The sequence below is a fragment of the Candidatus Saccharimonadales bacterium genome, assembly GCA_035758565.1.
GTDB lineage: Bacteria > Patescibacteriota > Saccharimonadia > Saccharimonadales > UBA10212 > DASTXL01.
In genome coordinates, this window is sequence record DASTXL010000002.1 from 254,307 (window position 1) to 279,763 (window position 25,457).

The following is a 25,457-nucleotide window of genomic DNA, read 5'->3' on the forward strand; positions in this document are numbered from 1 at the left end:
TTAAGCTCCATGTCTCGAAGGTTTGTCCAAGCTTTGCCACAAGTACCAGGCCGCTATGCTCTCGTACGGATGCCAGCCGTTTTGGTTAGAGATGGTGACAATTTGTTCTGGTGTCGGCAAGCTGTCGAGCCCGTATAGTTTTTGAATAGCCTTTCTGACACCCAGGTCGCCGACTGGTAAAACGTCCAATCGGCCTAGGCCAAAAATCATAAACATGTGCGCGCTCCATTCGCCAATACCTTTCACGGCGGTCAGTTGCTCGATCAATTGATCGTTGGGCATGGTGGCTATATGGTCCAAATCTAGCCGGCCGTCAATTATGTGCTGAGCTAAATCTTTAACGTATTTAACTTTCGCCCAAGATAAGCCAACATCGCGTAGCTTCTGATCTTCAATTTTGATAAGTTGTTTTGGTGTTGGCATTTTGCCGTCAAACAAATCTAAAACCCTGCGCCATATGGTGCCGGCTGCCACTGCAGATAGCTGTTGCCCAACTATACTGCCTACAAGTTCGCCGTAGTGGTCGTTGTGTGGTTTTATCCGGCACGGACCGCTAAGCTTGATGACTCCAGCCAATCGCTTATCGCTCTTGCTGAGGTACTTAGCAGCAGTGGTTAAATCGTCAGAAAAACCCATGCTTTTATTAAAACAGACAGGGCAAACTTAGCTTAATGGTTATGTTATAATTTGCTTTAGATGAAAAGGGTAGGGACTGTGCTACGGCGATGTAATTTTATCGGTCAAATAGCCTTAGGTTTGATTGCCGTTTTAATATTGAGCGGCGTAGCTTGGGCGGCCGACACTAGTAGCGAAAATCCGATTATTGTGCCGCCCGATCCCGAACAAGCGACCTCCCAGGCCGAGCGTATTATTCAACGCCAAACTGCCTATAAAGTAGAGATGCCCACCGTTCCTACCTCGAAAGTTGTCAGTAAATGCAGCCAAGCCCAAAGCGCCGTAAGCAAAGTGTCTACTCAAGACGAGGTAGTTTATAGCACACGCCTCGCGACTTACGATCAACTAGCCCACCAAATAGCCGACGACATAACCGAACTAAAGGCCCAGGGCGTGAGCAATACTGATTTAAGCAACGCTGCCGCAAAATACTACAAAGACGTTGACACTTTTTTGACCGACCACTCAAATTATAAGGCGGCTATTGACGATCTTGGCACCATCAACTGTGCGGCCGATCCGGCCGGTTTCGAGGCAACGGTTTTTGACGCCAGGAAGCTGCGTGCTCAGTTGGCTATCGACTCCTCTACGATAAAAAGTAACATTGGTCCTCTGCAAACCGCCCTGCAGACGGTAAAGACACAGCTAGAAAACAGCGGAGACCAATAATGAATCCTAACCCCGTAAGCCAATCAAGCAACCCATTGCAGCCACCAGACCAGCCGACCACCACTCCCGCGCCAGCTGCCATTGATGTTGTGTCCGCGCCGGCCCAAACCATCCCAGTGCGCCAAACCGCGCCAGCAAATCCAATAGGCGGCGGAATTGACGCCCCGCCAGCTCAGTTGCCCACACAGACTCCAGCAGCTGATCAAAAACCACCAGCCAAAGTCTCGGCGCCCAAAAAACAGTTTAATCTTAAGAGATTATGGCCGGCCTTGGCCGCGCTTGCAGTTGCTGCCGTGCTGGCAGTTGCTGCGGTTTATGCGCTTAAAACCATCAATAATCCGGTTAGTGATAACTCGAATCAATCTAGCGGCAACTCAAGCCAAGCTACTCCGCTGACCGCCAGCGATATTGATAAACTCTCTAACGATATAGGCAACCTGAGTAATCTAGACGATACTCAAGATTTTTCGGCTAACGCACTGAGCGCCCAAGCCATAGGTTTCTAGAAATTTTGTCTAAGCCACTCATCGAGCGAGCCAGCCCCGCCGGCACTCAGGCAGAGAACTAGGTCGTCATCAGTAGCATGGTCTTTGATTTTAGCGGCTAGCTTCTCATTTATTTGACTAGCTTCGGCATGCTCCTTAGACGATTTACTTAACAAGTTAACTAAATCGGCAGGGGAGAGGGTTGGCAAATTGGGATCTTCGCGGGCTAGGTAGCTAGGCACGACATAAAGCTTTTTAACATCGTCAAATAAGTTAGCTAAGTCATCTTTTATAAAGTGTTGGCGTAAATTATGCAGACCTTCGTACACCACCACCACGCCAGGCCCGCCGGCCGCATCAGACTGCTTATCGGCAGAGCCGATAACCCTCTGATGCTCTTGGCGCAGTGCTTTGTCAGTAACGCTCTTTCGCTCACTCACCGTACCAGTTGTACGGCTCGCTCGCTCCTCGCTACTTCCTTGCACTGCATCCAAGCCGGAGACCCTGGAGCGCTGATTGATGACCTCAAACGCTAGTTGCAGGGCGCCACGAATTTTGCCGGGTGTATGGGCAGAGTCGCTATAAATATTAGCTGCAATTTGCTCAAAGCGTCGTGAGACGCCCGGAAATTGATTTAGTACTTTAACGATTTCTTGGCGCGGTTTATCTAGCAGTTCGGCCAGCCCGGAGGCTACCAGCCAAGCGTTCTGGCGATTCACTAAGCCAGCCAGTTTAACCTGGTTAATTTCTGGGTCGTCTTTGTCTAAAATCACAAACTTTTCCGCCGCTTTAATGCCCAGTTTTTCGGCATCATCGCTCCAAACCATCGCCCGGCTAGACTGGTCCAGGAATTCACTAAAGGCTTGATAATAACTTTCGCGGGTTGGGTAAATGTCCGGGTGATCCCAATCAATGCCTGAAATCATGGCGACCTCAGGATAAAAACTCAAAAAGTTGCGGTCGTATTCATCTGTTTCATATACAAAGTATTCGCTTTTTGCGTCAAACTCAGCCACGTCGCCAAAGCTTAGCTTAGCGCCGCCAGAGTAGCTCACGGGCATGTTCATTTGCTTGAAAACCCAGGTCGCCATGGCGGTGGTGGTAGTTTTGCCGTGGGTGCCGGCGATTGAGATCAGCTTCAAGCCTTTCTCTTTTATCAAATGGCTCAAAAATTCATCGCGCTTGGACTGCTTAATACGGTGGGTCTTGCAAAATTTAAATTCCGGATGGTCTGGAAAATCAATCGGTTGGGCCGAACCATATATAAACCAATCAATAGGATTTTTAGCATGAATCTGCTCGATAAACTCATCGTCAACGCCTATATGCGTCTCGGTCACTCCATGATCGCGCAAGTACTCTAAGTACCCGCTGGGCCGGGCGTCCGAACCGCTTACTTCAAATCCGGCTTCGTGTGCTATTAGGGCCAGCGATGCCATGGCCGTGCCGCCAATACCAGAAACATAAATATGCATAATTTAAAGTTTACCAACTAAAACAGATAATTAGCCAGCTGTTTCGACTGCAACTTGCCCCAGATTTTGATGCTTGCTAATTATTCTGTCAATCAAACCGCAGACAGCTTCGTCGACTATTGCAATTATTCCTGCCGTTTCTCCTTCTTCTAGAGAGTGACTGCCGAAGTCGGAGTGATCCGTCCGATAGAAAGGCCTGCCGTCCATCCTAGCTAACCCTATCTCTGAAAGGACTATTCCGGCTTGTTTATAAGGAGTAGCAACACCCTTATTTTTGTCTACTAGGCTGACCCACGGTAATATTTCGCGTCGCGTCCACGGGGTGTTCAATATATCTCTATTTGAGTGGATTTTATATTCCACCCGCACCTCCGCCACGACTCCTGGCTCACTAGTCTCAATAGTGGCTGGGGCCGACTCGCTCGCAGAGGGTTCGGCGTGGTTATAACGATATGGAGCGTTGGAGTTATTAGCGTATTGTTCCAGTATAGACATGGCAACTCGCATGCGCTGTTCGACGTCAAGCGCCATATATTCTTCACGCGATTTGGGAAAACGGTAAGCGACTTCGCTTAATCCAGCTTCAGTTGATTCTAGTTCCTGGAACAGCTTTCGTCCTATAACACCATCTTTGTAAATCACTTGCTAATAATAAGTCTGCTTTTTACAAACTGCAAGTATCAGCTTTTTGACGTTTTGACGCTCGCGTGTAAACATTAAGGCAGTAAAATAAAAATAAACATGAGTAACTTTAGACATTCCCGTCGTGCGACTTATCAATTATTCCTACTACTTCTTATCATTAGTAGCTTAACTGCCATCTTTGCCTTACGCCACAATAACGAAACAATGATTAGCTTGCGCGACAAAGTCTATGCTGCCGACAAAGACGGCGGCGATGTGAATGCCGCCCTAAATAACCTGCGCAAATACGTGTACGGCCATATGAACACTAATCTTTCCAGTGGCGGCAACGCCGTTAAGCCTCCAATCCAGCTCAAATACACCTACGAGCGGCTAGAGGCCCAAGCCCAAGCGGCGGCTAACAACAGCGGGCTTTATACCGCGGCCGAAAATTATTGCCAAAGCCAAATTCCTACCGGCTTTTCTGGCCGCTACCGCATAAGCTGCGTCCAGGACTACATTATGAGCCATGGCGGCTCCCAGGCCGCGGCCATACCGGCTGGCCTTTACGAATTTGATTTTGCCAGCCCTAGCTGGAGTCCCGACCTTGCTGGCTGGAGCTTGGTAGTCAGCGCACTTACTTTAGTTGGTTTTCTTATAACCTTTACAGCCAGCCGATTTAATCGGTTAATTAAATAAAACAACCCCGGTTTCCCAGGGTTGTTTCTCAAGCAAGTTCTAAATTACTGCTTGTTGCTAGTGCTGTTGTTAGTACTAGTGTTGGTTGTAGCGTTGTTGTTGGTGTTGGTGCTGTTCTGAGCGCTGGAGTTGCTGCTAGTTGAGCTGCTTGCTTGGTTACAGTTAGGACCATTTGGATTTTGCTGTTGGAACTGCTTGATAGCTTGTACCACTTTACCGCTGTCTTGTAGGTTCTCCCAGAAGGCCACCTGATTGCGGTTGATGACCATCTCATCCAACGGTGAGTGCAATTGCTGACAGCCGAGCTTGGTCAACTGTGGGTTAGCACTAGAGCTGGTGCTGGTATTGTCGGTGGTCAGGTAGTAAACATCCTTCAAAATCATGTACTTGTCGTTCAAAGTTGTGACATGGCCAAAGTAGGTCGTATAAGCAACCGAACCACTTGTGGCGCCGCCATTTAAGAAGACTGCTTGATACTTGCCTTTATCTACTTGATTACCTTCGGTGTAGCCAACGTTACCGGCAAAGATTGCCCACAAAATGACTACAGCCAAGATCAAAGCACAGCCCAAAGTTAATATAAATAGTTCAATACGCACCGAGCGGGTTTCCCAGTCGATGTGTCGGCTTCGGCCGCGTGCGCCCTGAGGAGCTGGGCCGGATGGCTGAGGCGCTACATTACCCCTGCCGCGGGACATAAATTCCATATGTTTGTTCCACCTTATTTACTTAAATACCCCCATATATTAACGCATAAGCGTTTTGCCTTGCAATAGCCATTAGCGAAATACGCAAAAGAGGTTGTTGTACTAAATACTTGTTGACAAGAAAATTCTTATAGGGGTATTTTAGGGGTACCATTAACTTTAACGGAGAGGGACATAAGCAATGGCTTATAAACACACTAACAGTAAGGGTGTTACCTACTACCTGAACGCAAAGCAGGTTACACTGCGCGGGGGCAAGACACAAACAATCTATTACTTTTCTAAGGACGAGCGTGCTGACACTGGCGTAGATCTGCCAGCTGACCGCACTGTCAACGAGAATCCACGCAACGGTTTCTTGACTCTAAAGCGCAAATAGTTTTTGCCTTTTTAGAACCTGGCCCGCCTCAAAATGAGGCGGGTTTTGGTTTTAAGGACTGAGTTGGTTATCATAAAGGGCATATGTCCGACGTAATCTTAAAAGTAAAAGACCTGCGAAAAAAATACGGTGAGCACGAAGCTGTTAAAGGCATAAGTTTCGAGGTCAAAAAGGGCGAGATCTTTGGAATCTTGGGCCCCAACGGTGCTGGTAAAACTACCACGCTAGAAATGATCGAAACTTTGCGCACGATTGACGGCGGCAGCGCCGAAATCGCCGGCGTGGATGTGGCGACGAACCCTTATGAAATTCGCGGCATGATCGGCGTTCAGCCGCAAACACCGGGCTTTCAGGACAAAACCAAGCTAACCGAGCTTATTCAAATGTTTGCCGCTGCTTATGGTGAACGAGTAGACCCCAGGAAGTTCTTAGACGAAGTCAACCTGGGCGACAAGGCCGACAGTTACGTAGAGAACCTGTCTGGTGGTCAGAAACAACGCTTCTCGATCGTCGCGGCGCTGGTGCACAATCCTAAAGTATTTTTCTTGGACGAACCAACTACTGGCCTCGATCCGCAGGCCCGTCGTAACTTGTGGCGCTTAATCGAAGAGGTCCGCGACCGTGGTATCAGCGTGATTTTAACGACTCACTACATGGACGAGGCCGAAGTCCTTTGTGACCGAATAGCCATCATGGATCAAGGCGAGATTATCGCCCTGGATACACCAAAAAACTTAATCAAGGCTCTCTTAAAGCGTGGATTTAAGAAAGAGCAGCGGGTCGAACAAGCTAACTTAGAGGATGTGTTTATAGATATGACAGGGAAAGGCTTGCACGAGGAATAATCTATGAAATGGCTTTGGATATTAATCGCGCTATTCGTAATAATCAGGCTGGCAATGCGTTTTAAGGTTTTTCCGCGGGGCAAACAGCCGCAAACCAAGGGCCTTAAGCCAATCGACGCCCGTTGGAAAAAACTCTACACGGTTTGGACATTTTTCACGATCAACTTGCGTCGTTTGTTTCGAGACCGATTGGCGCTGTTCTTTACTTTTTTGTTCCCGTTAATCTTTTTGTTTGTTTTTGGTTCGCTCAATAGCCATACTTCCGATGTATCTTTCAATGTGGCTATAATTAACGAATCCAAGTCGCAACTGGCTAGCCAGTTCGTCGCTAACGCGCAGTCTAAGGATCAAAAACTACTTAAGGTAGATAAAGACGTGGCTAACTTTACTCAAGCTAACGAAAAAATGAGCCGCGGTGAAATTGATGCCACCATCGAACTGCCGCCTAGCTTTGGCGATTTTAAAAATGGCGTACCAAGCGGCCAGGCCATAGTGCACTACACCAACAATAATCAATCGGCGGCTACGACCTTAATATCCGTGCTAACCAGTCAGTTCCAGGGTATTAGCGCTAAATACGTAAAAACCGCCGACCCCCTAAAAGTCGTCGGTAAGCAAAATAACGAACACGCTCTAAGCGCTTTTGACTATACCTTTACCGGCCTATTAGGTTTCTCTATCTTGGGCGCTGGCATATTCGGTCCAATGAACGTTTTTCCAGAGCTAAAGAAAATGGGTATTTTACGACGTTTGCACACCACGCCTATCCGCGTTTGGCAGTATTTCTTGGCCAATATGCTAGGCAACGCCGTTACGGGACTCATGAGCATAGCCGTAATGTTCGTCGTGGCTATGGCGGTCTTTAATCTTAAAGTCGTCGGCAACTTGTTTGAGCTGGCGGTCTTCCTGGCTTACGGAATAATCGTAATCTTAGGCATTGGTCTAGCTCTGGGCGGCTGGGCAAAGAACGAGCGCCAGGCGGCGCCTCTCGGTAATATCATTGTCTTTCCGATGATGTTTTTGACGGGTGTGTTTTTCCCAAGGTTTTTGATGCCTCATTGGCTGCAGGGAATTACGACCTACATGCCCTTAACACCAGTAATTGATGGCGCGCGTATGATTTTGACCGAAGGTAAAGGGTTGCTTGATTTGGGTAGCCAGCTAGGAATTATGACGGTCTGGCTGGTAATCGTTTACTTGATTGCTTTCCGAGTGTTCCGCTGGGAGTAGGGCAACTATACTTTGGGCGGCCAAAGTAGCAAAGCCGCCGGGCGCTTTCCTGGCTTGATAAGCTTGCTAGTCAAACAAACAACAGGCTGCGGAACTCGGGCTTTTGCCCTCAAGCAGTCCTCGCCTAATTAGTTGTTTGTTTTACGCAACCTTTCAGGCCGCTAAAGCACGCCCGGACCCACTATCCGAACAGGAGCTGTTTATAAGCCAGATGTTTGAGAAAGTAAATTATTACTTGACTTGTTAAGTATTCTTTAGGCATGAAGTAAGCGCCATGATAGGTGGCGCCGCGGCCGCATAAAATGCAGGCGCGCCCATGGCGCTGTGGCGGAAGACCAAGATTTGGTCTCCCGCCAGATTCTTCGTGAGGAGTCGTTGGCGATCAGTCGTCTGGCAGGCTACGTCGTCTCGGCCGAGGCACGAAGAAGTGCAACATCACACGCTGCTTGTCGTTGGCATGAAGAGCCGTTGCGACGAGCAAGCCGTCCTTGTTCAGCTCGGGGTCTTCGCGCCAGCGAAACGAACCGTCTCCCGGCGAGCTGGCGATGATCGCCTCTCTGAACGCCTCTCTTGAGCACGCGTTCTTGGTCGACCTCAGCACCATCACCGTGTCAGCCTTGCCGTCCGATGACGGTCCCTGACCGATGAGCGTGAAGACACCGCCCTCGCGAACGCTGTGCTCGAGAGTTTCTACCAAGTCCAACACAGAACCTCCGCTTGAAGATGAACTAACCTCGACCGAAGCCGAAGATTAGTTCGGTTGACGAATCGAGGTGATATACTTATTCTACAATAAATTTACTTAAATAGCAATAAAATTAAGGAGATTTTTGGGTTCTAAAAGCTTACGCCTGTCTTTATAATTGATTGGTAATGGCTAACTGGTTCAAAAGTCGTGCCACGGGGCGCTTATCGCTCACAAGCGCTGCTACATTACTTATTGCCTCGTCGTTCCTGGGGCAAATTTTGGGTTTCCTCCGAACCAAGCTGGTTAACGCCAACTTCTCAGCCGTTGGCCCGCATAGCACTGATACGTACTTTGCTGCCTTTAACATCCCGGACTTTTTCTTTTACACCTTGGCAGCCGGTGCCTTGGGCGTAGCTTTTATGCCGGTGCTCGCTGAACGTCTAGAAAGAGGCGATCGCAAAGGCATGTGGGAGTTGTCCTCTAGTTTGCTCAATCTCTTGGCTATAGTTATGGGCGTCGTAGCCATTATTGTCTTGGTCTTCGCAAATCAGCTAATTCATTACATCGTGGCACCTGACCTCTCGCCCGCTCAGTTGCACACAGCGGCGACTATCATGCGTTTTTTGGCGCTCAATCCGCTCTTGTTCACAATCTCCGGTATTTTAGCCAGCAGCCAGCAAAGCATGGGGCGGTTTTTCTTTTTTGCCATCGCGCCGCTATTTTATAACGCCAGCATCATTGTTAGCACCATGGTTTTTAGTGAGGCGCGCGGCCATTATGGCGGTCCGGGGCATCTTGGCATAGAAGGCTTGGGCATAGGCGCCCTAATTGGTGCCGTACTACAACTTTTAGTGATAGCCGTTGGTGTGCTGGGCCTAAGATTCCGCTGGCAACCAAAAATCATGTGGCGCAATCAGGATTTTCGAGTGATTTTGCGCAACTTGCCTCCGCGCAGTATTGACCAAGGCATGGATCAGATTGAGTCAATTGTAGAAACTAACTTCGCTCGCCGGCTCGGCGAGGGAAATATTAGTTACTACTACAATGCCTACATTCTGCAGACGGCTCCGATAATTTTGATTGGTACAGCAATCTCAACGGCTGCTTTTCCGCGCTTGACCAACCGTCTGGCGCAAGGACGCCCAGATCTGTTCAGACGGGATTTTTTGATGGTACTTAGAGCTATGATTTGGATAATTTTGCCGGTAGCCATCCTTTGTTTCTTCTGTCGCGGCTATCTGGCCCGCCTGATCTTTGCCAACGACGCGCCAGTTATTGCTCGCATTTTTGGATACTTAACAGGTGCAATTATTTTTAGAACACTTTACGCAATCATCAGCCGGTGGTTTTACGCCCAAAAAGATACCCGCACGCCTTTATATGTTTCGCTATTCTCGATTGGTCTTAACGTAGTTTTAGTGTACCTGTTCAGCAAGCCCAGCGCTTACGGCGTGGAGGGCCTGGCTATGGCTCAGTCGCTAGTGGCTATGGTGGAGGTTTTTGCATTGTTGGTTATTATGATTTGGCGTGATCACCGTTTGTTTACGGCGGAGTTTTGGAGCGACCTGACCAGAATATTCTCGGTAACAGGGTTTACCGTTATAACAGCCTACATAATGATCAGTCTGGTGCCGCTGGAGACGTCCGACAAAGGCTTTATAACTCTAACGGCCAAGGTATTGTTTATAGTCGTGCCTACGCTGGTGGTGCACATTGCGATTTCGTCGCTATTTGGACTGGATGAGGTGCGGCCAGTGATCCGCAAGCTCCGCAAACTTGTTCTAACTCCTGTTCGTATCCAATAACTACCTCTGTTATAATCTAGGCTAATGACTCAAGACCATATCCGGAATTTTTGCATAATAGCCCATATTGATCACGGCAAGTCGACCTTGGCCGACCGGCTTTTAGAATTAACTAATACGGTGCAGAAGCGGGAAATGAAGGCTCAGGTGCTCGACAAGATGGAACTGGAGCGGGAGCGGGGAATTACCATCAAACTAGCGCCGGTCCGTATGAAATATAAAGACTACGAGCTGAATCTAATTGATACGCCCGGGCATGTGGACTTTAGTTATGAAGTCAGCCGCAGCCTAGAGGCGGTTGAAGGAGCCATCCTGGTTGTTGATGCCAGTCAGGGCATTCAGGCTCAAACACTTGCTAATGTTTACCTGGCTATGGAAGCCGATTTAAAAATTATCCCCGTTATGAACAAGATCGACTTGCCGGCCGCCGACCCGGACCGCGTGGCCACTGAAATCATAAGCCTGCTGGGCTGCAAACGCAAAGATATTTTAGAGGTTAGCGCCAAAACCGGGCAGGGCGTAGACATTCTGTTGGATCAAATCGTGAAGCAGGTTCCAGCCCCAATGGGTAAGCCCGAGGCACCAACCCGAGCGCTAATATTTGATAGCTACTATGACGATTACCGGGGAGTAATCTTGTATTTGCGCGTAGTCGATGGGCAAATCGCGAAAAATTCGCAGATTAAAATGATGGCCACTGGTGCCACCGGCATTGCCTTGGAAGTTGGATCTTTGAGCCCAGAAATGAAACCAGCTGATAAGCTATCGGCTGGCGAAGTCGGCTATATTGTCACGAACCTCAAGACTACGCGTGAGGCTAAGGTTGGCGATACGGTGAGCTTAGGTATCCATGGGTCTATTTCACCACTGCCCGGTTATAAAAACGTCACGCCATTTGTTTATGCGGGCTTTTTCCCTGATAGTCACGAAAACTATCAGTTATTAAAAGACGCCGTGGAGCGACTCAGCTTAAGTGATTCGTCACTGCAGTTCTCTCCGGAAAATTCGCCGGTCTTGGGCTTTGGGTTCCGCATTGGTTTTCTTGGACTGCTACATATGGACATCGTTCGCGAACGGTTGGAGCGGGAATATAACCTTGAATTAATCGTTACCAATCCGAGTACGGACTATAAAGTGACGACTTCTGGTGGCGCCGAACTGGATATTAAATCAGCTGCCGAATTGCCTGATATGAGCGAAGTCGCGGAAATTCGTGAGCCATGGGTCAAAGGCGAAATCGTGACACCCGGAACTTACGTCGGCGCCATTTTGCAGCTGGTGGTTGGTGCCCGCGGCCGGCAAAAGCACATCAGCTACATGGACAACCTGGCGGTGATTGATTTTGAGGCGCCGCTGGCCAACCTGCTGACCGATTTTTACGACCAGCTCAAAAGTATAACCAGCGGCTACGGGTCGTTTAATTACGAACTGGCTGATTATCGGCCCGAAGATCTGGTGCGTCTCGATTTCTACGTGGCCGGCGACCGGGTCGACGCGCTTAGCATTATGACTCATCGAACCGAAGCTGATCGCATCGCTCGTTCGGCTGTGGCCAAACTCAAAGAAGTTATTCCGCGTCAAAACTTTAAAGTAGCCCTGCAGGCGGCCATTGGCGGCAAATTTATCGCCCGCGAAGACCTTAGCGCGTATCGCAAGGATGTTACTTCCGGCCTATACGGTGGCGATGTATCGCGCAAGAAAAAAGTTTTAGCCAAGCAGAAAAAAGGCAAAGAGCGCATGAAAAGGTTTGGAAAGGTTGATATCCCCGCCGAGGCGTTCGCTGTGATGTTAAAACGGGACTAACAAGACATAATTTTATGCGTTCTTTCAATCGGGGTCCCCGCAAAATTTATTTTGTGGGGTGATAGTAGCGCATGAAAAGGTTTGGAAAGGTTGATATTTCCGCCGAGGCGTTCGCTGTGATGCTCCGCAGAGATTAAAAAAATGCTATGATAGCATTAGCGTTATGCCAAAAGCTAAGGAATCGTTGCAACCGTCCACTAAATCTTTGTCGCCGGCTTGGCCCGAGCGGCATATTATTCACGTTATTTTGCCCTTTATCTTATTGATTATCGTTGTGATAGGCGGGCTATGGTTGGCCAGCCGTGACGATGGCTCTTCTGCGTCGTCTGGATCACCACACTTAGTTATTGACGACTATAATTCCAGCACTCTATATTTGAGCGACGCTAACGGCAAACAGCAGTACAAGCAGAGCTATCCCAAGTTCAGTTACTTGAACTTTGAAGCTTCTTCACCCAAAGGCAAAGTGCTTTTGTCGCGCGGCATAACCACCGCTGCCGAGGACTTTTCGATTATTTCTGATGGCAAGGCGCAGACCTTATCGGCCGCCGCGACTAAAGCTTTGCACCAAGCGATTGTTTTAGACAACTCTCATCATTCTTTCTTCTTAGGCGAAGATAACTTGGTTTACGTGACCTGCCCGCAGACCGGCACCTGCAAACTTATGAATCTTGATTTATCTAGTAACCAAGCTAAGCAAGTTATCGATACGGGTGCTAAGCCAGCATTCACCGGTCTGCCACCGATTTATCCGCTGGGTGTGAGTAGCGATGACAAAACTATTTATCTTAGAACAACGGTGGATAACAAACTCGGCAAAACGGCCGCCGCCGTTTATGCCGTAGACTCAAAGGGCAAAGTATCGAACAGCTGGTCGATGCCGCGCAATGCCGACTACACTCCAGTGCTTTCGCCAGATACCAAACAAATTGTCTATAAAATCAGCGGATCTATAACTGAGGCCAAATCTGGCATAAGCATCAGTATCCTAAACTTAAGCAACAATAAGACGTCTACTGCCAAATGGACGGGCGGCGAAATTTCTGACACGCCAGATTCGCTTGTTTGGTCACCGGACAGCAGAAAAGTTTTGATTGTTGGCTCCAATGCCTTATTGCCTGGCGCGCAAACTACTTCGACATATGATGTTAACTTTGGATATTTAGATGCGGCTAGTAATCAGATAACCAAACTTCCATCTGTTAAAGATTCTACCCATCACCAAGTAGTTAATCCCGCTTGGCTTAACGACGATGCGGTTGTTTATGAACAAGATACCTCAACCAAAGCTAATGACTTTTCTAACCCTCAGGTCCAAATTGACAAACTAAGCTTGGGCGGCAACGTTAGCCAAATCAAAACTCCAGCTGGTGAGCTTAAAGCGACTATCTTCTACTAAATTCATCCAGACCGGCGATAATTGCCGCGGTGACCTCGTCGCGCGGGGTTGTGCCGTCTACTTCTATTAACAGTCCTTGGTTACGGTAAAAGTCGACTACTGGCAGAGTTTTTTCGCGGTACTCTTGCAAACGGATCTGTAAAGATTCCAGCGTATCATCGGCACGTAAACCATGGCTTTCGCGGGGCGGGGCCACTTCCCAGCGTTGCCAGACTTCAGCCTCTTCCATCTTTAGGTGCACAACGGCCCGCAGGGAATGATTAGACGCCGCCATGGCCTCTAAAAAGCCTGCTTCTTCGCCGTGCCAACGGCCAACCGAGCTCAGAATTAAAGGCTTGCCTCTAAAATCATTCTTCTTTAAGTAAGGCAGCACAATCTCTAGATAATCTTCGGTAGGCACTAGCTTACCGGCATGCATCAGTTCTTTTACATGCTCAGGGATTTCGCTGCCACGCAAGATATCTCCACCCCCCAGCAATACGCCGCCAAGCAGTTCGGCTAACTTTTTGCCTTGGGTGTCTTTGCCGGTGAACGGTCGACCGAAAATATTTACCGAACCTTCACCGAGCCAGTCTTTTATATTTTGTATTTGCTTTTCCATTTATTAACTATAGCAGCCGGCTAGAAGTCGTGCCACGGCAAAACGCTTGCGCTTATAAGCGAGCAGGACTATTGTTAGAAATTATGAGGCCGTTACGAGCAGAGTCTGCTGCTCCCTGGATGCTTTCGCCGGAAGAAAAACGCTACCGGGAGGCTCGCCGTCACCCGACCGCTCTTGAGCTGCAAAGGCCCCTCCCGAGGCAGCGGTTACTGGCGACTCAAGCGTGCTTGGAATTAACAAAGCAACTTGCCGACGAAGATCCGACCATAACAAAATTAGCTGATCAAGGTATATTTATTTGGCCCGAAACAGAATTCAACGGCGTAGGAATGCATCTCAAAATGGAGCACGGTCGAAGCTTTGAGGCAAAAGCCCGAGTGGGTTTGAGCGAAGAAGGAATAGATCGAATATTCATGGAGTGGAAAGACTCCGGCACTACTGTCGAACTAGTATTGCCAGATTCCGGTTCGGCTCCGCCTCAGGCCCTGCTTTTTTGCCTGGACGCCATAGCTGAAACCGAGTTGGCTATCGAAAGATCCAGTCGAGTTTATACGGGCGTTCACTATTTAAACTTAACTCGAGATCCGGCCCACAGAACTTATTACTAGCACTCTTGACCGCGCAGAAACTCGCCCTTTATGACAAAGCCTCGAAAAATATTCTCGGCTTTTGTCCTTACGGGCGGTTTCTGCTTCCCCTAAGCTTTATTCTCAAAGCTTAGGGACCCTTGTAGCAGTCTTGACACACAATTGCTAAAAAAGTAAACTGGCACTCAGAAGGGTAGAGTGCTAAATGACCCCAAGACAAGAAAAAATATTACAGGCCATAGTTGAACAATATGCCGAAGTCGCCGCTCCGGTAGGTTCAAGTTTGCTTGCCAAGGCTTTTGATGTGTCTAGCGCTACCATACGTGCCGAGATGGCCGAGCTGGAACGTTTGGGTTATATCCATCAACCGCACACCAGTGCCGGCCGCGTGCCGACCGACAAGGGCTATCGTTATTATGTAAACTCCCTCAGTGAATCTCACTTGAGTGATTCACCGGGCGCGCAACGGGCGTTGACCGCACGCGTACAGTCGGCTGGCGCAGCCGATCAAACTATCCGCAATGCCGTGGATACTCTAGTGGAACTAACTCACAACCTTGGCCTGGCCACCATTGGCGACCAGTTCTATATGAGTGGCCTTTCTAATTTGTTTGGCCAGCCTGAATTTATGCATCCTGGCCAGGTTCAAGAAGTTGCTCGCTTGCTAGATAATCTGCAGCCCTGGCTTTACGAAGCCGCCCCCAACAAACCACTTTCTGTTTACATCGGGCAGGAAAATCCAATCGGCCGCAGTGCCGGTGCCAGCTTAATTATCAGCCGGTTCCGCAGTCCGTTTTCTGATAGAAGCTACATCGGCGTCTTAGGCCCGACCCGCCAAAGCTATCGTGATGTGATGAGCCTGGTTGGCCGCGCCGGCCGCGCCCTGGAGGAAACGCTTTATGTCTAAAAACCCGACGGTCTCTGAACTTGAGCAAAAAATCGCCGAACTGACCGAGGCGCTGCAGCGCGAGCGGGCTGATGCAATTAATGTTCGCCGCCGCACAGAAGAAGAGCGAATCCAAATGGCGGGATTTTACAAAGCGATGGTTGTACGTGAACTCTTGCCAGCGCTGGACAACTTAGAACGCGCCTTGAAACATGCGCCTAAGGATCTGACTGAGCATGATTATGTTAAAGGCGTGCAGGGCGTAGTCAAGCAGTTCGACTCAGTGCTAAATTCGCTTGGCGTAGAGCGCATCAAAACTGTCGGCGAAGTTTTTGATCCCAAACTGCACGAGGCTGTGCATATGGAAGATGGCGACGGCAACGTTGAAATTGTTTGCGAGGAACTTCAACCCGGCTACAAACTTGGCGATGAAATCATCCGCCACGCCATGGTCAAAGTAAAGATGGAGAAGGAGTAATGGAGAGGAAAATTCAGATACGAGATTGGGCGGCAGAATTAAAGCGAGCGGAAGAGTCGGGAGATGATGATGAATACTACGGATTGATTCTTCAAGCTCAGCAAACTGGTTTGCCTGAAGAGGAAATTTTAAACTTGATAAATGTCGACAACAGAAAAATTAGCGATCTGGACCTTGCTGACGATCCAGCCTGGCAACGATTAATTGAAAAGGAGGAATAATGGCAAAGATTATTGGAATCGATTTAGGAACGACTAATAGCGCGATGGCGGTAATGCAGTCCGGCAAGCCGGAAATCATCGCTAATTCCGAGGGCAATCGCACAACGCCAAGCGTAGTTGCGATTAATAAAAACGGCGAGCGTTTAGTTGGCCAAGTGGCCAATCGTCAGCGCGTCACCAATCCGACCAACACGATCTTTGGCGTCAAACGTCTGATTGGCCGCAAGTTCGAAGATAAAGAAGTCCAGCGCGACATCGAGCTGATGCCTTATAAGATCGTTAAAAGCGGCAGTGGCGTAAAAGTCACCATGGCCGATAAAGATTACAGTCCTGAGGAAGTCAGCGCTATGATTCTATCTAAGCTCAAAGCCGATGCAGAGAGCTTCTTAGGCGAGCCAGTCACCGAAGCCGTGATTACAGTGCCCGCTTATTTTGACGACGCCCAACGTCAGGCCACCAAAGATGCTGGTAAAATTGCCGGCCTGGAAGTTAAGCGTATTATCAACGAGCCAACCGCAGCTGCCTTAGCTTATGGTCTAGATAAAGCCAAAGAAGAAAAGATTGCCGTCTTCGACCTTGGCGGCGGTACTTTTGACGTTTCAATTCTCCAGCTTGGAGATGGTGTTTTTGAAGTTCTTTCGACAAACGGCGATACTCACCTCGGCGGCGAAGACTTCGATCTTAGGATCGTCAATCACTTCGTAGAAGAGTTCAAAAAGGAATCCGGTATTGACGTCAAAGACGACAAGGCTGCTATGCAGCGTCTTAAAGAAGAGGCCGAAAAGGCCAAGAAAGAACTGTCTACAACCGAGACGGCCGACATCAATCTGCCGTTCCTAACCGCTGACGCCGAAGGCCCGAAGCACTTTGAATATAAATTGACCCGCGCCAAGCTGGTTGAGTTGGTCCAAGATCTGATTGATGCGACTGCCGAACCGGTCAAAAAGGCTTTGAAAGACGCCAAATTAGACGCGAAAGACGTTAACGAAATTGTTTTGGTCGGCGGTATGACCCGTATGCCAGCCGTGATCGAAAAGGTTAAAAGCATCTTTGGCAAAGACCCATTGCAAGGTGTTAACCCAGACGAAGTTGTTGCCGTAGGTGCCGCCATTCAGGGAGGCGTGTTACAGGGCGATGTTAAAGACGTTCTACTGCTTGATGTGACTCCGCTTTCTTTAGGTATTGAAACTCTGGGCGGCGTCACTACCAAACTGATCGAACGCAATACAACTATTCCAACCAGTAAGAACGAAACGTTCAGCACGGCTGCCGATAATCAAAGCAGTGTAGAAATCCACGTTTTGCAGGGCGAGCGCGAAATGGCCGCCGACAACAAGAGTCTTGGCCGCTTTGTGCTCGACGGCATCCCGCCGGCCCCGCGCGGCGTTCCGCAGATCGAAGTTACCTTTAACATCGACGCTAACGGTATTTTGAACGTTACCGCCAAAGATAAAGGCAGCGGCAAAGAGCAGTCCATCACTATCCAAGGTAGCGGTAATCTCGATAAAGACGAGGTAGAAAAGGCCGCCAAAGAAGCCGAAGCGCACGCCGAAGAAGATAAGAAAAAGCGCGAGGCTATCGAGGCCAAGAACCAGCTCGAAAGCTCAATCTACCAAGCCGATAAAATGAAGTCTGACTACAAAGACAAGATCAGTGAAGACGATGTAAAGGCGATCGACTCTGCAGTCGAAGAGGCCAAGAAACACCTGGAAGCCACCGACAAAGAAGAGCTAGAGGCTGCCGCTAAGGCCTTGACTGATGCAATCATGCCAATTGGCGCCAAGATGTACGAACAAGCTGAAAAAGGCGAGTCCACCGAAGAAAAATCCGACGACAAGAAACAATCCGATAAGGAAGAACCGATTGAAGGCGAAGTCGTCGACGACGACAAGAAAGAAGACTAAGTGAAGCCAGCCAACTTTCTGCGCTATGTGCTGCTGCCAATAGCGGCGCTAGCCGCGGGAGTTAAGCTAGGTTTCAAATACTCACAAGATCATTACGTGGTTCGCGATAAAAAGTTTATCGAAGGTAAAGTAGTAAATAAGGATAGAATAGACTAATGCCCGAAAGAGACAGGCAAACTTTTACCGAACAGCTAGAAGTTGCTTCGCATGTGGATCGGCTGACTTTTTATGCCCACGATATCCTGGCGGACGCAGCTGTCTTCGCGGCCCTTTATCACGGATGCATTGCCGGCGTCGCCCGCGAGTACAAAGATAATGTAGTTGTTGATGGAGTTCACTACGGACTAACGGTTAGCGAATTTGGCTTGCCTCGTGGCACAGGCGAACATTTCGTAGAAGATTTTGGAGAAATTTCCGTAGAAAGGCATCCGCTTATGTCTACTGGCGGCAAATTTGTAGTCCATACTGCCAGGTGGGGCATCAACAGTCTGCCAGATGCCGAATGGGTGGGCCGCCGGGTGGATGGTACCAATTGGTTCGGGCGCTATAAAAAGGGTAGGCTAATCGAAAAATCGTACCCTGGCGCTCTAGCCGGCCAAGAGTGGATTGCTAAAACACTCAAAGCCACCGGCAAAGTAGAGGAGGATGGGCTTGATGGCAAAGCGTGATTATTACCCCAGCACTAAAAACTTGATGTTTCGCAATCTGATTGCAGACTGCTTCGCTCAGGTTTTAGTGCGGGGCAGGCGAAGTTTTGGAGGGGCAAGTGACTAAAAGAGACTACTACGAGGTACTTGGTGTACCTAAAGGCGCTAGCGCCGACGAAATCAAGAAGGCATTTCGCCGTTTAGCCGTGCAGCACCACCCTGACCGTGGTGGCGACGAAGAAAAATTCAAAGAGGTCAACGAAGCCTACGAAGTCTTAAAAGATGAATCTAAGCGCAAGCGCTACGATCAGTTCGGTCACGCCGGCGTAGGTTCAAGCGCGGCCAGCGACGGCAACCCATTCGGTAGCGGATTCGGCGGCTTTAATGCAGAGAACATGAACTTTGACTTTGGCGATCTTGGTCTGGGCGATATTTTCGGTAGTTTTTTTGGCGGCCAACAGGGTGGCGGCCGATCCCAACAGCGCAACCGTGGGCGCGATGTAGAAACAGATATAGAAATCAGTTTTGAACAAGCGGTGTTTGGTACAGAAGTAGATCTAAGACTTGATATCGAAGATGTTTGCGAACATTGCAAAGGCACCCGTACCGAACCCGGCTACGAACTGAAAACCTGCGATAATTGTAAAGGCAGCGGCCAAGTTACTAATGTCATGCGCACCGTTTTTGGCAACATTCAGCAGGCCGCGCCGTGTCCAGTCTGCAAAGGTCGTGGCAAAATCCCAGAAAAAGAATGCAGTGTTTGCCGCGGAGCTGGCACTAAACGCAAAACTCAAACCATTGCTCTGAAGGTTCCGGCGGGCATTGATGATGGCGCGGTGATTCGTTTGCGTGAACACGGCGAAGCGATCGCCGAAGGCCCCAAGGGTGATCTTTATGTAAATATTCGCGTCAAACCACACAAAAAATTCACCCGTGAAGGCGACCTGATTTTATCTAACGAGCACGTCAGCATGGTAGATGCCGCATTGGGGGCGGAGGTAGAGGTAGAAACCGTTGACGGCCTGGTTCGCATGAAGGTTCCAGCGGGTACCCAGAGCGGCAGCGATTTTAAGCTATCTGGCCACGGCGTGCCGCACATGAATAAATCTAGCCGCGGTGCTCACATTGTGACAATTTTAGTAGATACGCCAACCAAGCTAACCAAAGTACAAAAAGAACTGCTAGAAGACTTACGCGATCAGAGCGGCAAAAAACGGTTTGGTCTCTAGCTGTCGTTTAGCCTTTCGGCTAAATCGTGTCGGCCAGCATCTTCTAGCATTTTTTTTGCCCGGGCAATGGATTCAGCTTCGAAATTAGGCTCCTGGCGCTCTAATTCGTCTCTGGCAGTGTGGTGACTGTTCTTTGCGTTGTAAAGAAGAACATCAGCCTCGCGCGAAAGCTCGCCTGCGTCTTGACCCGGTTTCCAAAGCACCGCGCCGATAGCTAAATCGACTATTTTTTTTCGGTGTAACTCCTGAATACCCTCCGGTTGGGTGGCGAAGAAAGCCTCTTTGCACTCGTTAAAACGTTCAATAACAGCGACTAAACGCTCCTCAGGACTATATTTTTTAGTGCGCTCAACTTCTTCCTGGTGCTCGGCTTCATAAATTTCACGGGGTTTTAGGTCTAAAACGATATCAATTTCGTCGCCGCCAACACGACCGATAATGGTGATGGCGTCCTCTGGCCTGAACCAGCCTGGCAGCGCAGCCGCTAAATCAGCGACGTATTTATCGCCGGCTTCGTGACCCAACGTATCGTTAATTTTTTTAAAGCCGTCGGTATCGGTTTTGATAAGCGCCAGGGTTGGCTCGTCTTCAACCTGTTCGCTAGCCTCGGTAATTCTATTGGAGAGAATATCTTCAAAAGCAGTTTTATTAACCAAGCCTGTCGGAGCGTCGATAGTGGCTCTCGCTTCTATTTCACCCAGCTTCCTTTCTTTATCGACATAGGCTTTAAATGGCACCAGAGCTGGGCCTTGTTGTTCGCCGCCGAATATTTCTGTTTGTTTTTCGGTCATTACTTTAATTATAGCTCTATTGAAGCTTAATGCTAACGGTAATAAAATAAGAGCAATGACAAAAGCTAAAAACCAAAACGGTTTCTTTACACTGATCATTCTCGCAGCCCTGGTTATAGTCGCCGTAGTTTGGCTCAGCTACAAACATGTTTCCAGTGTTCAAAAATGAAAGTTCTCTTAATCAACAACCACACCGATTACCTCCACAATGTCGTTAATGCTCTTGCCGGCCATGAAGTTGAAGTTCAAAAATACGAACCTGGCTTAGATTTTCATTGGCAAGGCAAAGACCTGATAGTTTTATCGGGGGGCGGCGGCGAAGGCTACGAACTTAAAGATAAGCGCGGTAACAAGTACTGGTACGAAGACGAGATGAACTTTGTGCTTACTTGCAACAAACCACTGGTTGGCATTTGTATGGGTTTTGAAGTTATCAGCGCCGCTTTTGGTTCCAGGGTTACCGATCTTGGCAGCCGGGTAACCGGATTTCACACTCACAGAGTGTCGCCGGTAGGCAAAAAACACCTTATTCACCCTAAGCTAAAACAGTACGAACATCACCAATTCGCCATTCCGGCGGTTTCCGAAAAGCATTTCGAGGTTATGGCTTATTCTGACACGGGCATAGAGATGATCAAGCACAAGCAGCGAAAGCTAATCGCCAGCCAGTTTCATCCAGAAGTAAAGGACGGTACCATAGGTTTAGATCATCTGATTGCGCGGGTGATCTAGATATTGATTTTTTATCAAAAAAGTGTTATAGTCTGCGGGTTATGGATAGCAAAATCATAGGTGCTTTTGAGAAAGTTAGCTTCCCGGATTTCGGGCTGGTTGATCTTGTGGCCAAAATCGATACAGGCGCGCTCAGCGGCGCTTTGCACGCTACTGGTATTACCGAGGTAGATTTACCTACGGGCCAGAAAGCCGTTAGTTTTTTGCCATACGGCCGTGAGCCACGCGTTGAGGTAGCCGATTTTGAGAAAAAACTAGTCAAAAGCTCTAATGGCAAATCCGAAGAACGCTATGTTATCGCAACCACAGTTGTTATTCGGGGTGTGCAGTATCCCATTCACATCAGCCTGTCTGATCGCAGTAACATGATGAAAGGCGTGCTCGTTGGCCGCCGCTTTTTGAGACAGCATGGTTTTCTGGTTGACGCGAGTGGCGGAGCTGAGTATCGTTACGAGGTAAAGTAAAGCTTATGAAAATCGCGATTTTATCTAAGGGTCCTGGAAATTATTCGACTAAGCGCTTAAAAGAAGAAGCCATCAAGCGCGGCCACGAGGTTGATGTTATTAACTATGTCCAATGTGAGGCCCAAATCGAAAAGAACAATCCGGTCGTCATGTATAACGGCGAAGAGTTAAGAGGCTACGATGCCATCATTCCTCGCATTGCTTCCAGCTACACGCGTTACGGCTCGGCGATTGTGCGCCAGTTTGAGATGCAGGGCGTCTTTACTACGGCGAGCTCCATCGCTATTGTGCGTTCGCGCGATAAACTGCGCTCAATTCAGTTACTAGCCCGCGCCGGTATCGGTATTCCTAAAACTATCTTTTCTCGTGGTTTAGCCGACTCGGACAGCATTGTCGAAGAGATTGGCGGCCCGCCCGTAATTATCAAATTGGCTCGTGGCACGCATGGTCGCGGTGTAGTTTTGGCCGAGACCAAAAAGGCCGCCCGCTCAGTATTACAAGGCTTTTCTTTAATGGACGACGACGGTACAAACATTCTTTTGCAAGAATATATTGAAGAATCGGCTGGCACGGACATCCGCGCTTTTGTGGTTGGCGGCCAAGTAGTCGCTAGTATGAAGCGCCAAAGCCTAACAGATGATTTCCGCTCGAACTTGCACCAAGGCGGTGAAGGCACAATTGTTAAACTGACCGACGAAGAGAAAAAGGTTGCCGTAAAAGCCGCTCGCGCCATGGGCCTTTCGATCTGCGGTGTTGACATGATGCGCTCTAACCGTGGCCCGCTTGTACTCGAAGTTAATTCTAGTCCTGGTTTTGGTATCGAAAAGTACACTAAGCGCAATGTTGCCGAAAAGATTATTGATTATGTTGAGCGCAACGCCAAAGGCCGGCACAAAAAAGACAGAGTAGGGGCCTAAAAGCCATGGAAGGGGCTCGCCGGTTGCCCATGAAAAACACGGTATTGATGGGTCTGATTTTTGTGCTCGTTGCCGGTTTGATAGTTGGGCTCTCGGTAAGCTTGGCTTCGCTAAATTGCAATCAGGGCTTTCGTACTGACGAGACTATCTCAATCAACGACCAAACCATGAATCTTCAAATAGCCGATACCACTAAGGAGCAAGCCAAAGGTCTGGGTGGTCGCAGTTGTATTGGCGAAAATCAAGCTATGCTTTTTGAGTTTGGCAAGCCGGCAGACTATCGTTTTTGGATGAAGGGCATGAAGTTTCCAATTGATATCGTTTGGATGGATGCCGACCACCGGGTGGTACAGATTAACGCTAACGTTACTCCGGGTACCTACCCGGAAACTTTTAGTGCCGACGAGCCGGTGCAATATGTTCTAGAAATGAAGGTCGGCCGCGCCGTCCAGCTGGGTCTTCAAGACGGACAGACAATCAATTTCTAAAAAGCTCATGCTAAAATGGCGGTATGCCGGATATTGCCTTGGCCGTCCTGATATTAGTTCCGGCGGCCATCACATTCTTTCTTAAAAGCAACGCTGCGCTAAGTTATCTGGCGTTGTGCGCCGGCTTTGTTTTGAGTACGTCTGTTATTGGCGACCTAAAACATCTTTTAAGCGAAACGAACTTGAGTGTCACCAGTGATACACTGGCGCTGGTGCTTTTAATTGCTCCGTATTTGTTGACGCTTTTAGTTACCCGTAAGGTTCACGAAAAAGGGCTATTTTTGTATTTAAATTTGATAATCGCCTTACTGGGCGGCGGACTACTGGCCCTAAGCGCCGGACCGCTTTTCGGTTCGTCTTCCAACTTTGATATTGTTGATTCAAAATTTTGGACACAACTTTCTAATTACCAAGCTGCTATTATCGGCGCCGGCGCCGGACTTAGCCTACTTATGATTTGGTCAGGCCGTCATCACAAAAAACATTAATTATCTAGAGTTTTTATGAGGGTGGGCGGCAGGAATTGCCGGGCGGAAACTAAAATAACAGGAATGCTTAGAATTCCTGTTAGGTACTGAGCGACAGTTATGTTTTCTCCTGCTTTAAAGATGTCATGAAAGAATAAGAAATCTACTGCTAAAAATCCTAGTATGAGTGCAATTGCTAATGTCTTTTTCATATCAATATTTTACCACTATGTTTATCTAATAAAAAACAGCCCACCTCTATAGGTGAGCGTATTTATTGGAGGGCCCAGTGGGATTCGAACCCACGACACGTGGCTTAAAAGGCCACTGCTCTAACCAACTGAGCTATGGGCCCTCGTCGAAGCTTGCGCCACTACCTCGTTTTGCCCGTGGGCAAAAGCTTCGGTTTATGGCTACGCTTCTCCTCTCAAGATTTTAAACAGCTACACTTGGTTTAAAATCTTGGGTTAGCTGCAGAGCCTGCAAAATAACACCTTACATTATCTGTTTTTTGGGCAAAAAGTCAACCGTCCGGCTTTTCAAAACGCTTAAGCCAACTTATGATTTATTCATGCGCCTGAATAAATTTTTTCTTGCCTTACTACTTTCCGTACTGGCGGCTAGCAGTTCTTTTGCCTTACTTCGCCAGGATCACGCCGAAAGGTTCGGAAGCTGGGCAGAAGTTACTTCGATAGACAGAGTTTATATTGTTATCTGGTGGGTAGCCTTAGTCAATATGGTAGTTTGGCTTACGTTAAGCTGCATAAGTCTGGGTCATTTAATTAACAAAACCATTAACAAAGATAGCTAAAAAATTGGCTCTTCTAGCTCGCTGTAACTTCGTTTTTTAAATTTATGCAAGCGGGCAGGGCGATGGCGCAAGCCTGTTAACTGCTGGGCGGTCGGCTCAATTATATCCAAGGATAGAATTTTCTTTCTGAAGTTACGCTTGTCAACCGGGTGCCCTAAAATCACCTCGTAAACTTCTTGCAATTGGCTTAGTGTAAATAGTTTGGGTAAAAGCGAATAGGCCACATTGGAATAGCCAAGTTTGGCGCGCAACCTTTTGGTAGCGTAAGTCATAATAGAGTCGTGGTCAAAAGCAAGATCTTTGACCCCTTTTTTTATACTCAGAATTTCAACTCCCGGCTGCAGGTGCTTTAACTTATCAATCGGAGCTAAAGCGAAATAGGCGACGCTTATAATATGTCCTCTTGGATCGCGCTTGGGATTGTCGAACGTGTATAGCTGTTCCATGAACAATCCACTAACACTGACCTTGTGTTTTAAAATTCGTTCTGCCGCTTCGGCGGTAGTTTCTTTTTGCCACAAAAAACCACCAGGCAAAGAAAGTTTGTCTTTGCCAGGAGACTGATCGCGTTTAACCAGCACAACTTTTAAGTTGCTGTCGTCGATAGTAAAAACAGCCACATCGACAGTTATTTCTGGATTCGCTTTTGGCGGTCGTTGATCCATATTAATTATCTTAACAAAAATGTACTTAATGTAAAATATACAAAAACTAATTGACACTTAGTGTTATATACACAATAATGCATGTA

Annotated in this window: 32 protein-coding genes and 1 tRNA gene; 23 read left to right on the forward strand and 10 right to left on the reverse strand. The window is 48.3% G+C overall.

Features of this window, described 5'->3' with window-relative positions; genetic code table 11:
- A complete protein-coding gene (locus tag VFT49_03890) occupies positions 1-636 on the reverse strand; it encodes a DNA-3-methyladenine glycosylase (GenBank protein ID HEU5005198.1) in 636 nt (211 codons plus the stop codon).
- A 60-nt stretch (positions 637-696) separates the two neighbouring features.
- Here VFT49_03890 and VFT49_03895 point away from each other — a divergent pair, with 60 nt between their 5' ends.
- The gene (locus VFT49_03895) at positions 697-1,344 is read left to right on the forward strand and encodes a hypothetical protein (protein HEU5005199.1); all 648 of its coding nucleotides are present in this window, start codon (positions 697-699) and stop codon (positions 1,342-1,344) included.
- A complete protein-coding gene (locus tag VFT49_03900) occupies positions 1,344-1,850 on the forward strand; it encodes a hypothetical protein (protein HEU5005200.1) in 507 nt (168 codons plus the stop codon). Before VFT49_03895 ends, VFT49_03900 begins: the two co-directional genes overlap by 1 nt.
- On the opposite strand, the gene VFT49_03905 is transcribed toward VFT49_03900, so the two are convergent.
- Entirely contained in the window at positions 1,847-3,304 is a 1,458-nt protein-coding gene (locus VFT49_03905; GenBank protein HEU5005201.1) for a Mur ligase domain-containing protein, read from the reverse strand. The two genes, VFT49_03900 and VFT49_03905, sit on opposite strands and share 4 nt — an antisense overlap.
- Positions 3,305-3,334: 30 nt before the next feature.
- Positions 3,335-3,946, reverse strand: coding sequence for a hypothetical protein (locus VFT49_03910; protein HEU5005202.1), 612 nt, complete (start codon positions 3,944-3,946; stop codon positions 3,335-3,337).
- A 99-nt stretch (positions 3,947-4,045) separates the two neighbouring features.
- On the opposite strand from VFT49_03910, the gene VFT49_03915 reads away from it, so the two are divergent.
- Positions 4,046-4,627 carry a hypothetical protein gene (locus VFT49_03915; GenBank protein ID HEU5005203.1) on the forward strand — a complete coding sequence of 194 codons (582 nt, stop codon included), beginning with the start codon at positions 4,046-4,048 and terminating at the stop codon, positions 4,625-4,627.
- 44 nt (positions 4,628-4,671) lie between these two features.
- Here the strand turns inward: VFT49_03915 and VFT49_03920 are convergent, their stop codons facing one another.
- Positions 4,672-5,334, reverse strand: a complete 663-nt coding sequence (locus VFT49_03920; protein HEU5005204.1) for a hypothetical protein — start codon at positions 5,332-5,334, stop codon at positions 4,672-4,674.
- A gap of 181 nt (positions 5,335-5,515) precedes the next feature.
- Here VFT49_03920 and VFT49_03925 point away from each other — a divergent pair, with 181 nt between their 5' ends.
- The 3 genes from VFT49_03925 to VFT49_03935 all read left to right on the forward strand — a co-directional run bounded on the left by VFT49_03925 (position 5,516) and on the right by VFT49_03935 (position 7,788).
- Positions 5,516-5,713, forward strand: coding sequence for a hypothetical protein (locus VFT49_03925; GenBank protein HEU5005205.1), 198 nt, complete (start codon positions 5,516-5,518; stop codon positions 5,711-5,713).
- An 83-nt stretch (positions 5,714-5,796) separates the two neighbouring features.
- Positions 5,797-6,558 (forward strand): ABC transporter ATP-binding protein, encoded by a 762-nt coding sequence (locus tag VFT49_03930; GenBank protein HEU5005206.1) that lies wholly within the window; start codon positions 5,797-5,799, stop codon positions 6,556-6,558.
- A 3-nt stretch (positions 6,559-6,561) separates the two neighbouring features.
- On the forward strand, positions 6,562-7,788 hold the full coding sequence (locus VFT49_03935) for an ABC transporter permease (GenBank protein HEU5005207.1): 1,227 nt from the start codon (positions 6,562-6,564) through the stop codon (positions 7,786-7,788).
- 382 nt (positions 7,789-8,170) lie between these two features.
- On the opposite strand, the gene VFT49_03940 is transcribed toward VFT49_03935, so the two are convergent.
- Positions 8,171-8,491: a hypothetical protein gene (locus VFT49_03940; protein HEU5005208.1), complete on the reverse strand. Its 321-nt coding sequence runs from the start codon at positions 8,489-8,491 to the stop codon at positions 8,171-8,173.
- A gap of 170 nt (positions 8,492-8,661) precedes the next feature.
- Here VFT49_03940 and murJ point away from each other — a divergent pair, with 170 nt between their 5' ends.
- The 3 genes from murJ (at position 8,662) to VFT49_03955 (ending at position 13,483) form a co-directional block, all read left to right on the forward strand.
- Entirely contained in the window at positions 8,662-10,281 is a 1,620-nt protein-coding gene (murJ, locus tag VFT49_03945; GenBank protein ID HEU5005209.1) for a murein biosynthesis integral membrane protein MurJ, read from the forward strand.
- Between the two features lie 24 nt (positions 10,282-10,305).
- Entirely contained in the window at positions 10,306-12,084 is a 1,779-nt protein-coding gene (lepA, locus tag VFT49_03950; protein HEU5005210.1) for a translation elongation factor 4, read from the forward strand.
- Positions 12,085-12,247: 163 nt separating this feature from the next.
- The gene (locus VFT49_03955) at positions 12,248-13,483 is read left to right on the forward strand and encodes a hypothetical protein (GenBank protein ID HEU5005211.1); all 1,236 of its coding nucleotides are present in this window, start codon (positions 12,248-12,250) and stop codon (positions 13,481-13,483) included.
- Here the strand turns inward: VFT49_03955 and VFT49_03960 are convergent.
- A complete protein-coding gene (locus VFT49_03960; GenBank protein ID HEU5005212.1) occupies positions 13,470-14,084 on the reverse strand; it encodes a nucleoside monophosphate kinase in 615 nt (204 codons plus the stop codon). The two genes, VFT49_03955 and VFT49_03960, sit on opposite strands and share 14 nt — an antisense overlap.
- A gap of 227 nt (positions 14,085-14,311) precedes the next feature.
- Here VFT49_03960 and VFT49_03965 point away from each other — a divergent pair, with 227 nt between their 5' ends.
- The 8 genes from VFT49_03965 to dnaJ all read left to right on the forward strand — a co-directional run bounded on the left by VFT49_03965 (position 14,312) and on the right by dnaJ (position 20,036).
- The gene (locus VFT49_03965) at positions 14,312-14,692 is read left to right on the forward strand and encodes a hypothetical protein (GenBank protein HEU5005213.1); all 381 of its coding nucleotides are present in this window, start codon (positions 14,312-14,314) and stop codon (positions 14,690-14,692) included.
- 184 nt (positions 14,693-14,876) lie between these two features.
- The gene (locus tag VFT49_03970) at positions 14,877-15,578 is read left to right on the forward strand and encodes a transcriptional regulator (GenBank protein ID HEU5005214.1); all 702 of its coding nucleotides are present in this window, start codon (positions 14,877-14,879) and stop codon (positions 15,576-15,578) included.
- On the forward strand, positions 15,571-16,035 hold the full coding sequence (locus VFT49_03975; GenBank protein ID HEU5005215.1) for a nucleotide exchange factor GrpE: 465 nt from the start codon (positions 15,571-15,573) through the stop codon (positions 16,033-16,035). Before VFT49_03970 ends, VFT49_03975 begins: the two co-directional genes overlap by 8 nt.
- Positions 16,035-16,256, forward strand: a complete 222-nt coding sequence (locus VFT49_03980; GenBank protein ID HEU5005216.1) for a hypothetical protein — start codon at positions 16,035-16,037, stop codon at positions 16,254-16,256. The genes VFT49_03975 and VFT49_03980 overlap by 1 nt, the downstream gene beginning before the upstream one ends.
- Positions 16,256-18,160 (forward strand): molecular chaperone DnaK, encoded by a 1,905-nt coding sequence (dnaK, locus tag VFT49_03985; protein HEU5005217.1) that lies wholly within the window; start codon positions 16,256-16,258, stop codon positions 18,158-18,160. The genes VFT49_03980 and dnaK overlap by 1 nt, the downstream gene beginning before the upstream one ends.
- Positions 18,161-18,316, forward strand: coding sequence for a hypothetical protein (locus VFT49_03990; GenBank protein ID HEU5005218.1), 156 nt, complete (start codon positions 18,161-18,163; stop codon positions 18,314-18,316).
- A complete protein-coding gene (locus tag VFT49_03995; GenBank protein HEU5005219.1) occupies positions 18,316-18,828 on the forward strand; it encodes a hypothetical protein in 513 nt (170 codons plus the stop codon). Before VFT49_03990 ends, VFT49_03995 begins: the two co-directional genes overlap by 1 nt.
- Positions 18,829-18,926: 98 nt before the next feature.
- Positions 18,927-20,036 (forward strand): molecular chaperone DnaJ, encoded by a 1,110-nt coding sequence (gene dnaJ, locus VFT49_04000; protein HEU5005220.1) that lies wholly within the window; start codon positions 18,927-18,929, stop codon positions 20,034-20,036.
- Here dnaJ and VFT49_04005 read toward each other — a convergent pair.
- On the reverse strand, positions 20,033-20,827 hold the full coding sequence (locus VFT49_04005; protein ID HEU5005221.1) for a GGDEF domain-containing protein: 795 nt from the start codon (positions 20,825-20,827) through the stop codon (positions 20,033-20,035). The genes dnaJ and VFT49_04005 overlap by 4 nt on opposite strands.
- 165 nt (positions 20,828-20,992) lie before the next feature.
- On the opposite strand from VFT49_04005, the gene VFT49_04010 reads away from it, so the two are divergent.
- From VFT49_04010 to VFT49_04030, 5 genes are read left to right on the forward strand one after another with little or no spacing between them, the layout of a single operon-like run.
- Positions 20,993-21,559, forward strand: a complete 567-nt coding sequence (locus tag VFT49_04010; GenBank protein HEU5005222.1) for a gamma-glutamyl-gamma-aminobutyrate hydrolase family protein — start codon at positions 20,993-20,995, stop codon at positions 21,557-21,559.
- Between the two features lie 41 nt (positions 21,560-21,600).
- Positions 21,601-22,023, forward strand: coding sequence for a RimK/LysX family protein (locus tag VFT49_04015; protein HEU5005223.1), 423 nt, complete (start codon positions 21,601-21,603; stop codon positions 22,021-22,023).
- A 5-nt stretch (positions 22,024-22,028) separates the two neighbouring features.
- Positions 22,029-22,940 carry a RimK family alpha-L-glutamate ligase gene (locus VFT49_04020; protein HEU5005224.1) on the forward strand — a complete coding sequence of 304 codons (912 nt, stop codon included), beginning with the start codon at positions 22,029-22,031 and terminating at the stop codon, positions 22,938-22,940.
- Positions 22,941-22,969: 29 nt separating this feature from the next.
- Positions 22,970-23,428: a DUF192 domain-containing protein gene (locus tag VFT49_04025; GenBank protein ID HEU5005225.1), complete on the forward strand. Its 459-nt coding sequence runs from the start codon at positions 22,970-22,972 to the stop codon at positions 23,426-23,428.
- A 23-nt stretch (positions 23,429-23,451) separates the two neighbouring features.
- Positions 23,452-23,916 (forward strand): hypothetical protein, encoded by a 465-nt coding sequence (locus tag VFT49_04030; GenBank protein HEU5005226.1) that lies wholly within the window; start codon positions 23,452-23,454, stop codon positions 23,914-23,916.
- Here the strand turns inward: VFT49_04030 and VFT49_04035 are convergent.
- Both VFT49_04035 and VFT49_04040 read right to left on the reverse strand, forming a co-directional pair.
- Positions 23,913-24,107 carry a hypothetical protein gene (locus tag VFT49_04035; GenBank protein HEU5005227.1) on the reverse strand — a complete coding sequence of 65 codons (195 nt, stop codon included), beginning with the start codon at positions 24,105-24,107 and terminating at the stop codon, positions 23,913-23,915. The two genes, VFT49_04030 and VFT49_04035, sit on opposite strands and share 4 nt — an antisense overlap.
- Positions 24,108-24,173: 66 nt before the next feature.
- Positions 24,174-24,250: transfer RNA gene (locus tag VFT49_04040), tRNA-Lys, on the reverse strand.
- Positions 24,251-24,406: 156 nt separating this feature from the next.
- Here VFT49_04040 and VFT49_04045 point away from each other — a divergent pair.
- Positions 24,407-24,706, forward strand: a complete 300-nt coding sequence (locus VFT49_04045) for a hypothetical protein (protein ID HEU5005228.1) — start codon at positions 24,407-24,409, stop codon at positions 24,704-24,706.
- On the opposite strand, the gene VFT49_04050 is transcribed toward VFT49_04045, so the two are convergent.
- Positions 24,703-25,371 carry an NUDIX domain-containing protein gene (locus VFT49_04050; protein ID HEU5005229.1) on the reverse strand — a complete coding sequence of 223 codons (669 nt, stop codon included), beginning with the start codon at positions 25,369-25,371 and terminating at the stop codon, positions 24,703-24,705. The two genes, VFT49_04045 and VFT49_04050, sit on opposite strands and share 4 nt — an antisense overlap.
- Positions 25,372-25,457 lie beyond the last annotated feature (86 nt).

What these genes read in the sequence shown, in the direction of transcription:
- VFT49_03890 (HEU5005198.1), bottom strand. Translation starts at nt 636, where the DNA reads ATGGGTTTTTCTGACGATTTAACCACTGCTGCTAAGTACCTCAGCAAG.
- VFT49_03915 (HEU5005203.1), top strand. Translation starts at nt 4,046, where the DNA reads ATGAGTAACTTTAGACATTCCCGTCGTGCGACTTATCAATTATTCCTA.
- VFT49_03975 (HEU5005215.1), top strand. Translation starts at nt 15,571, where the DNA reads ATGTCTAAAAACCCGACGGTCTCTGAACTTGAGCAAAAAATCGCCGAA.
- VFT49_03970 (HEU5005214.1), top strand. Translation starts at nt 14,877, where the DNA reads ATGACCCCAAGACAAGAAAAAATATTACAGGCCATAGTTGAACAATAT.
- VFT49_03935 (HEU5005207.1), top strand. Translation starts at nt 6,562, where the DNA reads ATGAAATGGCTTTGGATATTAATCGCGCTATTCGTAATAATCAGGCTG.
- VFT49_04035 (HEU5005227.1), bottom strand. Translation starts at nt 24,107, where the DNA reads ATGAAAAAGACATTAGCAATTGCACTCATACTAGGATTTTTAGCAGTA.
- VFT49_04010 (HEU5005222.1), top strand. Translation starts at nt 20,993, where the DNA reads ATGAAAGTTCTCTTAATCAACAACCACACCGATTACCTCCACAATGTC.
- VFT49_04020 (HEU5005224.1), top strand. Translation starts at nt 22,029, where the DNA reads ATGAAAATCGCGATTTTATCTAAGGGTCCTGGAAATTATTCGACTAAG.
- VFT49_03955 (HEU5005211.1), top strand. Translation starts at nt 12,248, where the DNA reads ATGCCAAAAGCTAAGGAATCGTTGCAACCGTCCACTAAATCTTTGTCG.
- VFT49_03925 (HEU5005205.1), top strand. Translation starts at nt 5,516, where the DNA reads ATGGCTTATAAACACACTAACAGTAAGGGTGTTACCTACTACCTGAAC.
- VFT49_04030 (HEU5005226.1), top strand. Translation starts at nt 23,452, where the DNA reads ATGCCGGATATTGCCTTGGCCGTCCTGATATTAGTTCCGGCGGCCATC.
- VFT49_03905 (HEU5005201.1), bottom strand. Translation starts at nt 3,304, where the DNA reads ATGCATATTTATGTTTCTGGTATTGGCGGCACGGCCATGGCATCGCTG.
- VFT49_04015 (HEU5005223.1), top strand. Translation starts at nt 21,601, where the DNA reads ATGGATAGCAAAATCATAGGTGCTTTTGAGAAAGTTAGCTTCCCGGAT.
- murJ (HEU5005209.1), top strand. Translation starts at nt 8,662, where the DNA reads ATGGCTAACTGGTTCAAAAGTCGTGCCACGGGGCGCTTATCGCTCACA.
- VFT49_04005 (HEU5005221.1), bottom strand. Translation starts at nt 20,827, where the DNA reads ATGACCGAAAAACAAACAGAAATATTCGGCGGCGAACAACAAGGCCCA.
- VFT49_04050 (HEU5005229.1), bottom strand. Translation starts at nt 25,371, where the DNA reads ATGGATCAACGACCGCCAAAAGCGAATCCAGAAATAACTGTCGATGTG.
- VFT49_03900 (HEU5005200.1), top strand. Translation starts at nt 1,344, where the DNA reads ATGAATCCTAACCCCGTAAGCCAATCAAGCAACCCATTGCAGCCACCA.
- lepA (HEU5005210.1), top strand. Translation starts at nt 10,306, where the DNA reads ATGACTCAAGACCATATCCGGAATTTTTGCATAATAGCCCATATTGAT.
- VFT49_04025 (HEU5005225.1), top strand. Translation starts at nt 22,970, where the DNA reads ATGAAAAACACGGTATTGATGGGTCTGATTTTTGTGCTCGTTGCCGGT.
- VFT49_03960 (HEU5005212.1), bottom strand. Translation starts at nt 14,084, where the DNA reads ATGGAAAAGCAAATACAAAATATAAAAGACTGGCTCGGTGAAGGTTCG.
- VFT49_03930 (HEU5005206.1), top strand. Translation starts at nt 5,797, where the DNA reads ATGTCCGACGTAATCTTAAAAGTAAAAGACCTGCGAAAAAAATACGGT.
- VFT49_03995 (HEU5005219.1), top strand. Translation starts at nt 18,316, where the DNA reads ATGCCCGAAAGAGACAGGCAAACTTTTACCGAACAGCTAGAAGTTGCT.
- dnaK (HEU5005217.1), top strand. Translation starts at nt 16,256, where the DNA reads ATGGCAAAGATTATTGGAATCGATTTAGGAACGACTAATAGCGCGATG.
- VFT49_03895 (HEU5005199.1), top strand. Translation starts at nt 697, where the DNA reads ATGAAAAGGGTAGGGACTGTGCTACGGCGATGTAATTTTATCGGTCAA.
- VFT49_03920 (HEU5005204.1), bottom strand. Translation starts at nt 5,334, where the DNA reads ATGGAATTTATGTCCCGCGGCAGGGGTAATGTAGCGCCTCAGCCATCC.
- VFT49_03980 (HEU5005216.1), top strand. Translation starts at nt 16,035, where the DNA reads ATGGAGAGGAAAATTCAGATACGAGATTGGGCGGCAGAATTAAAGCGA.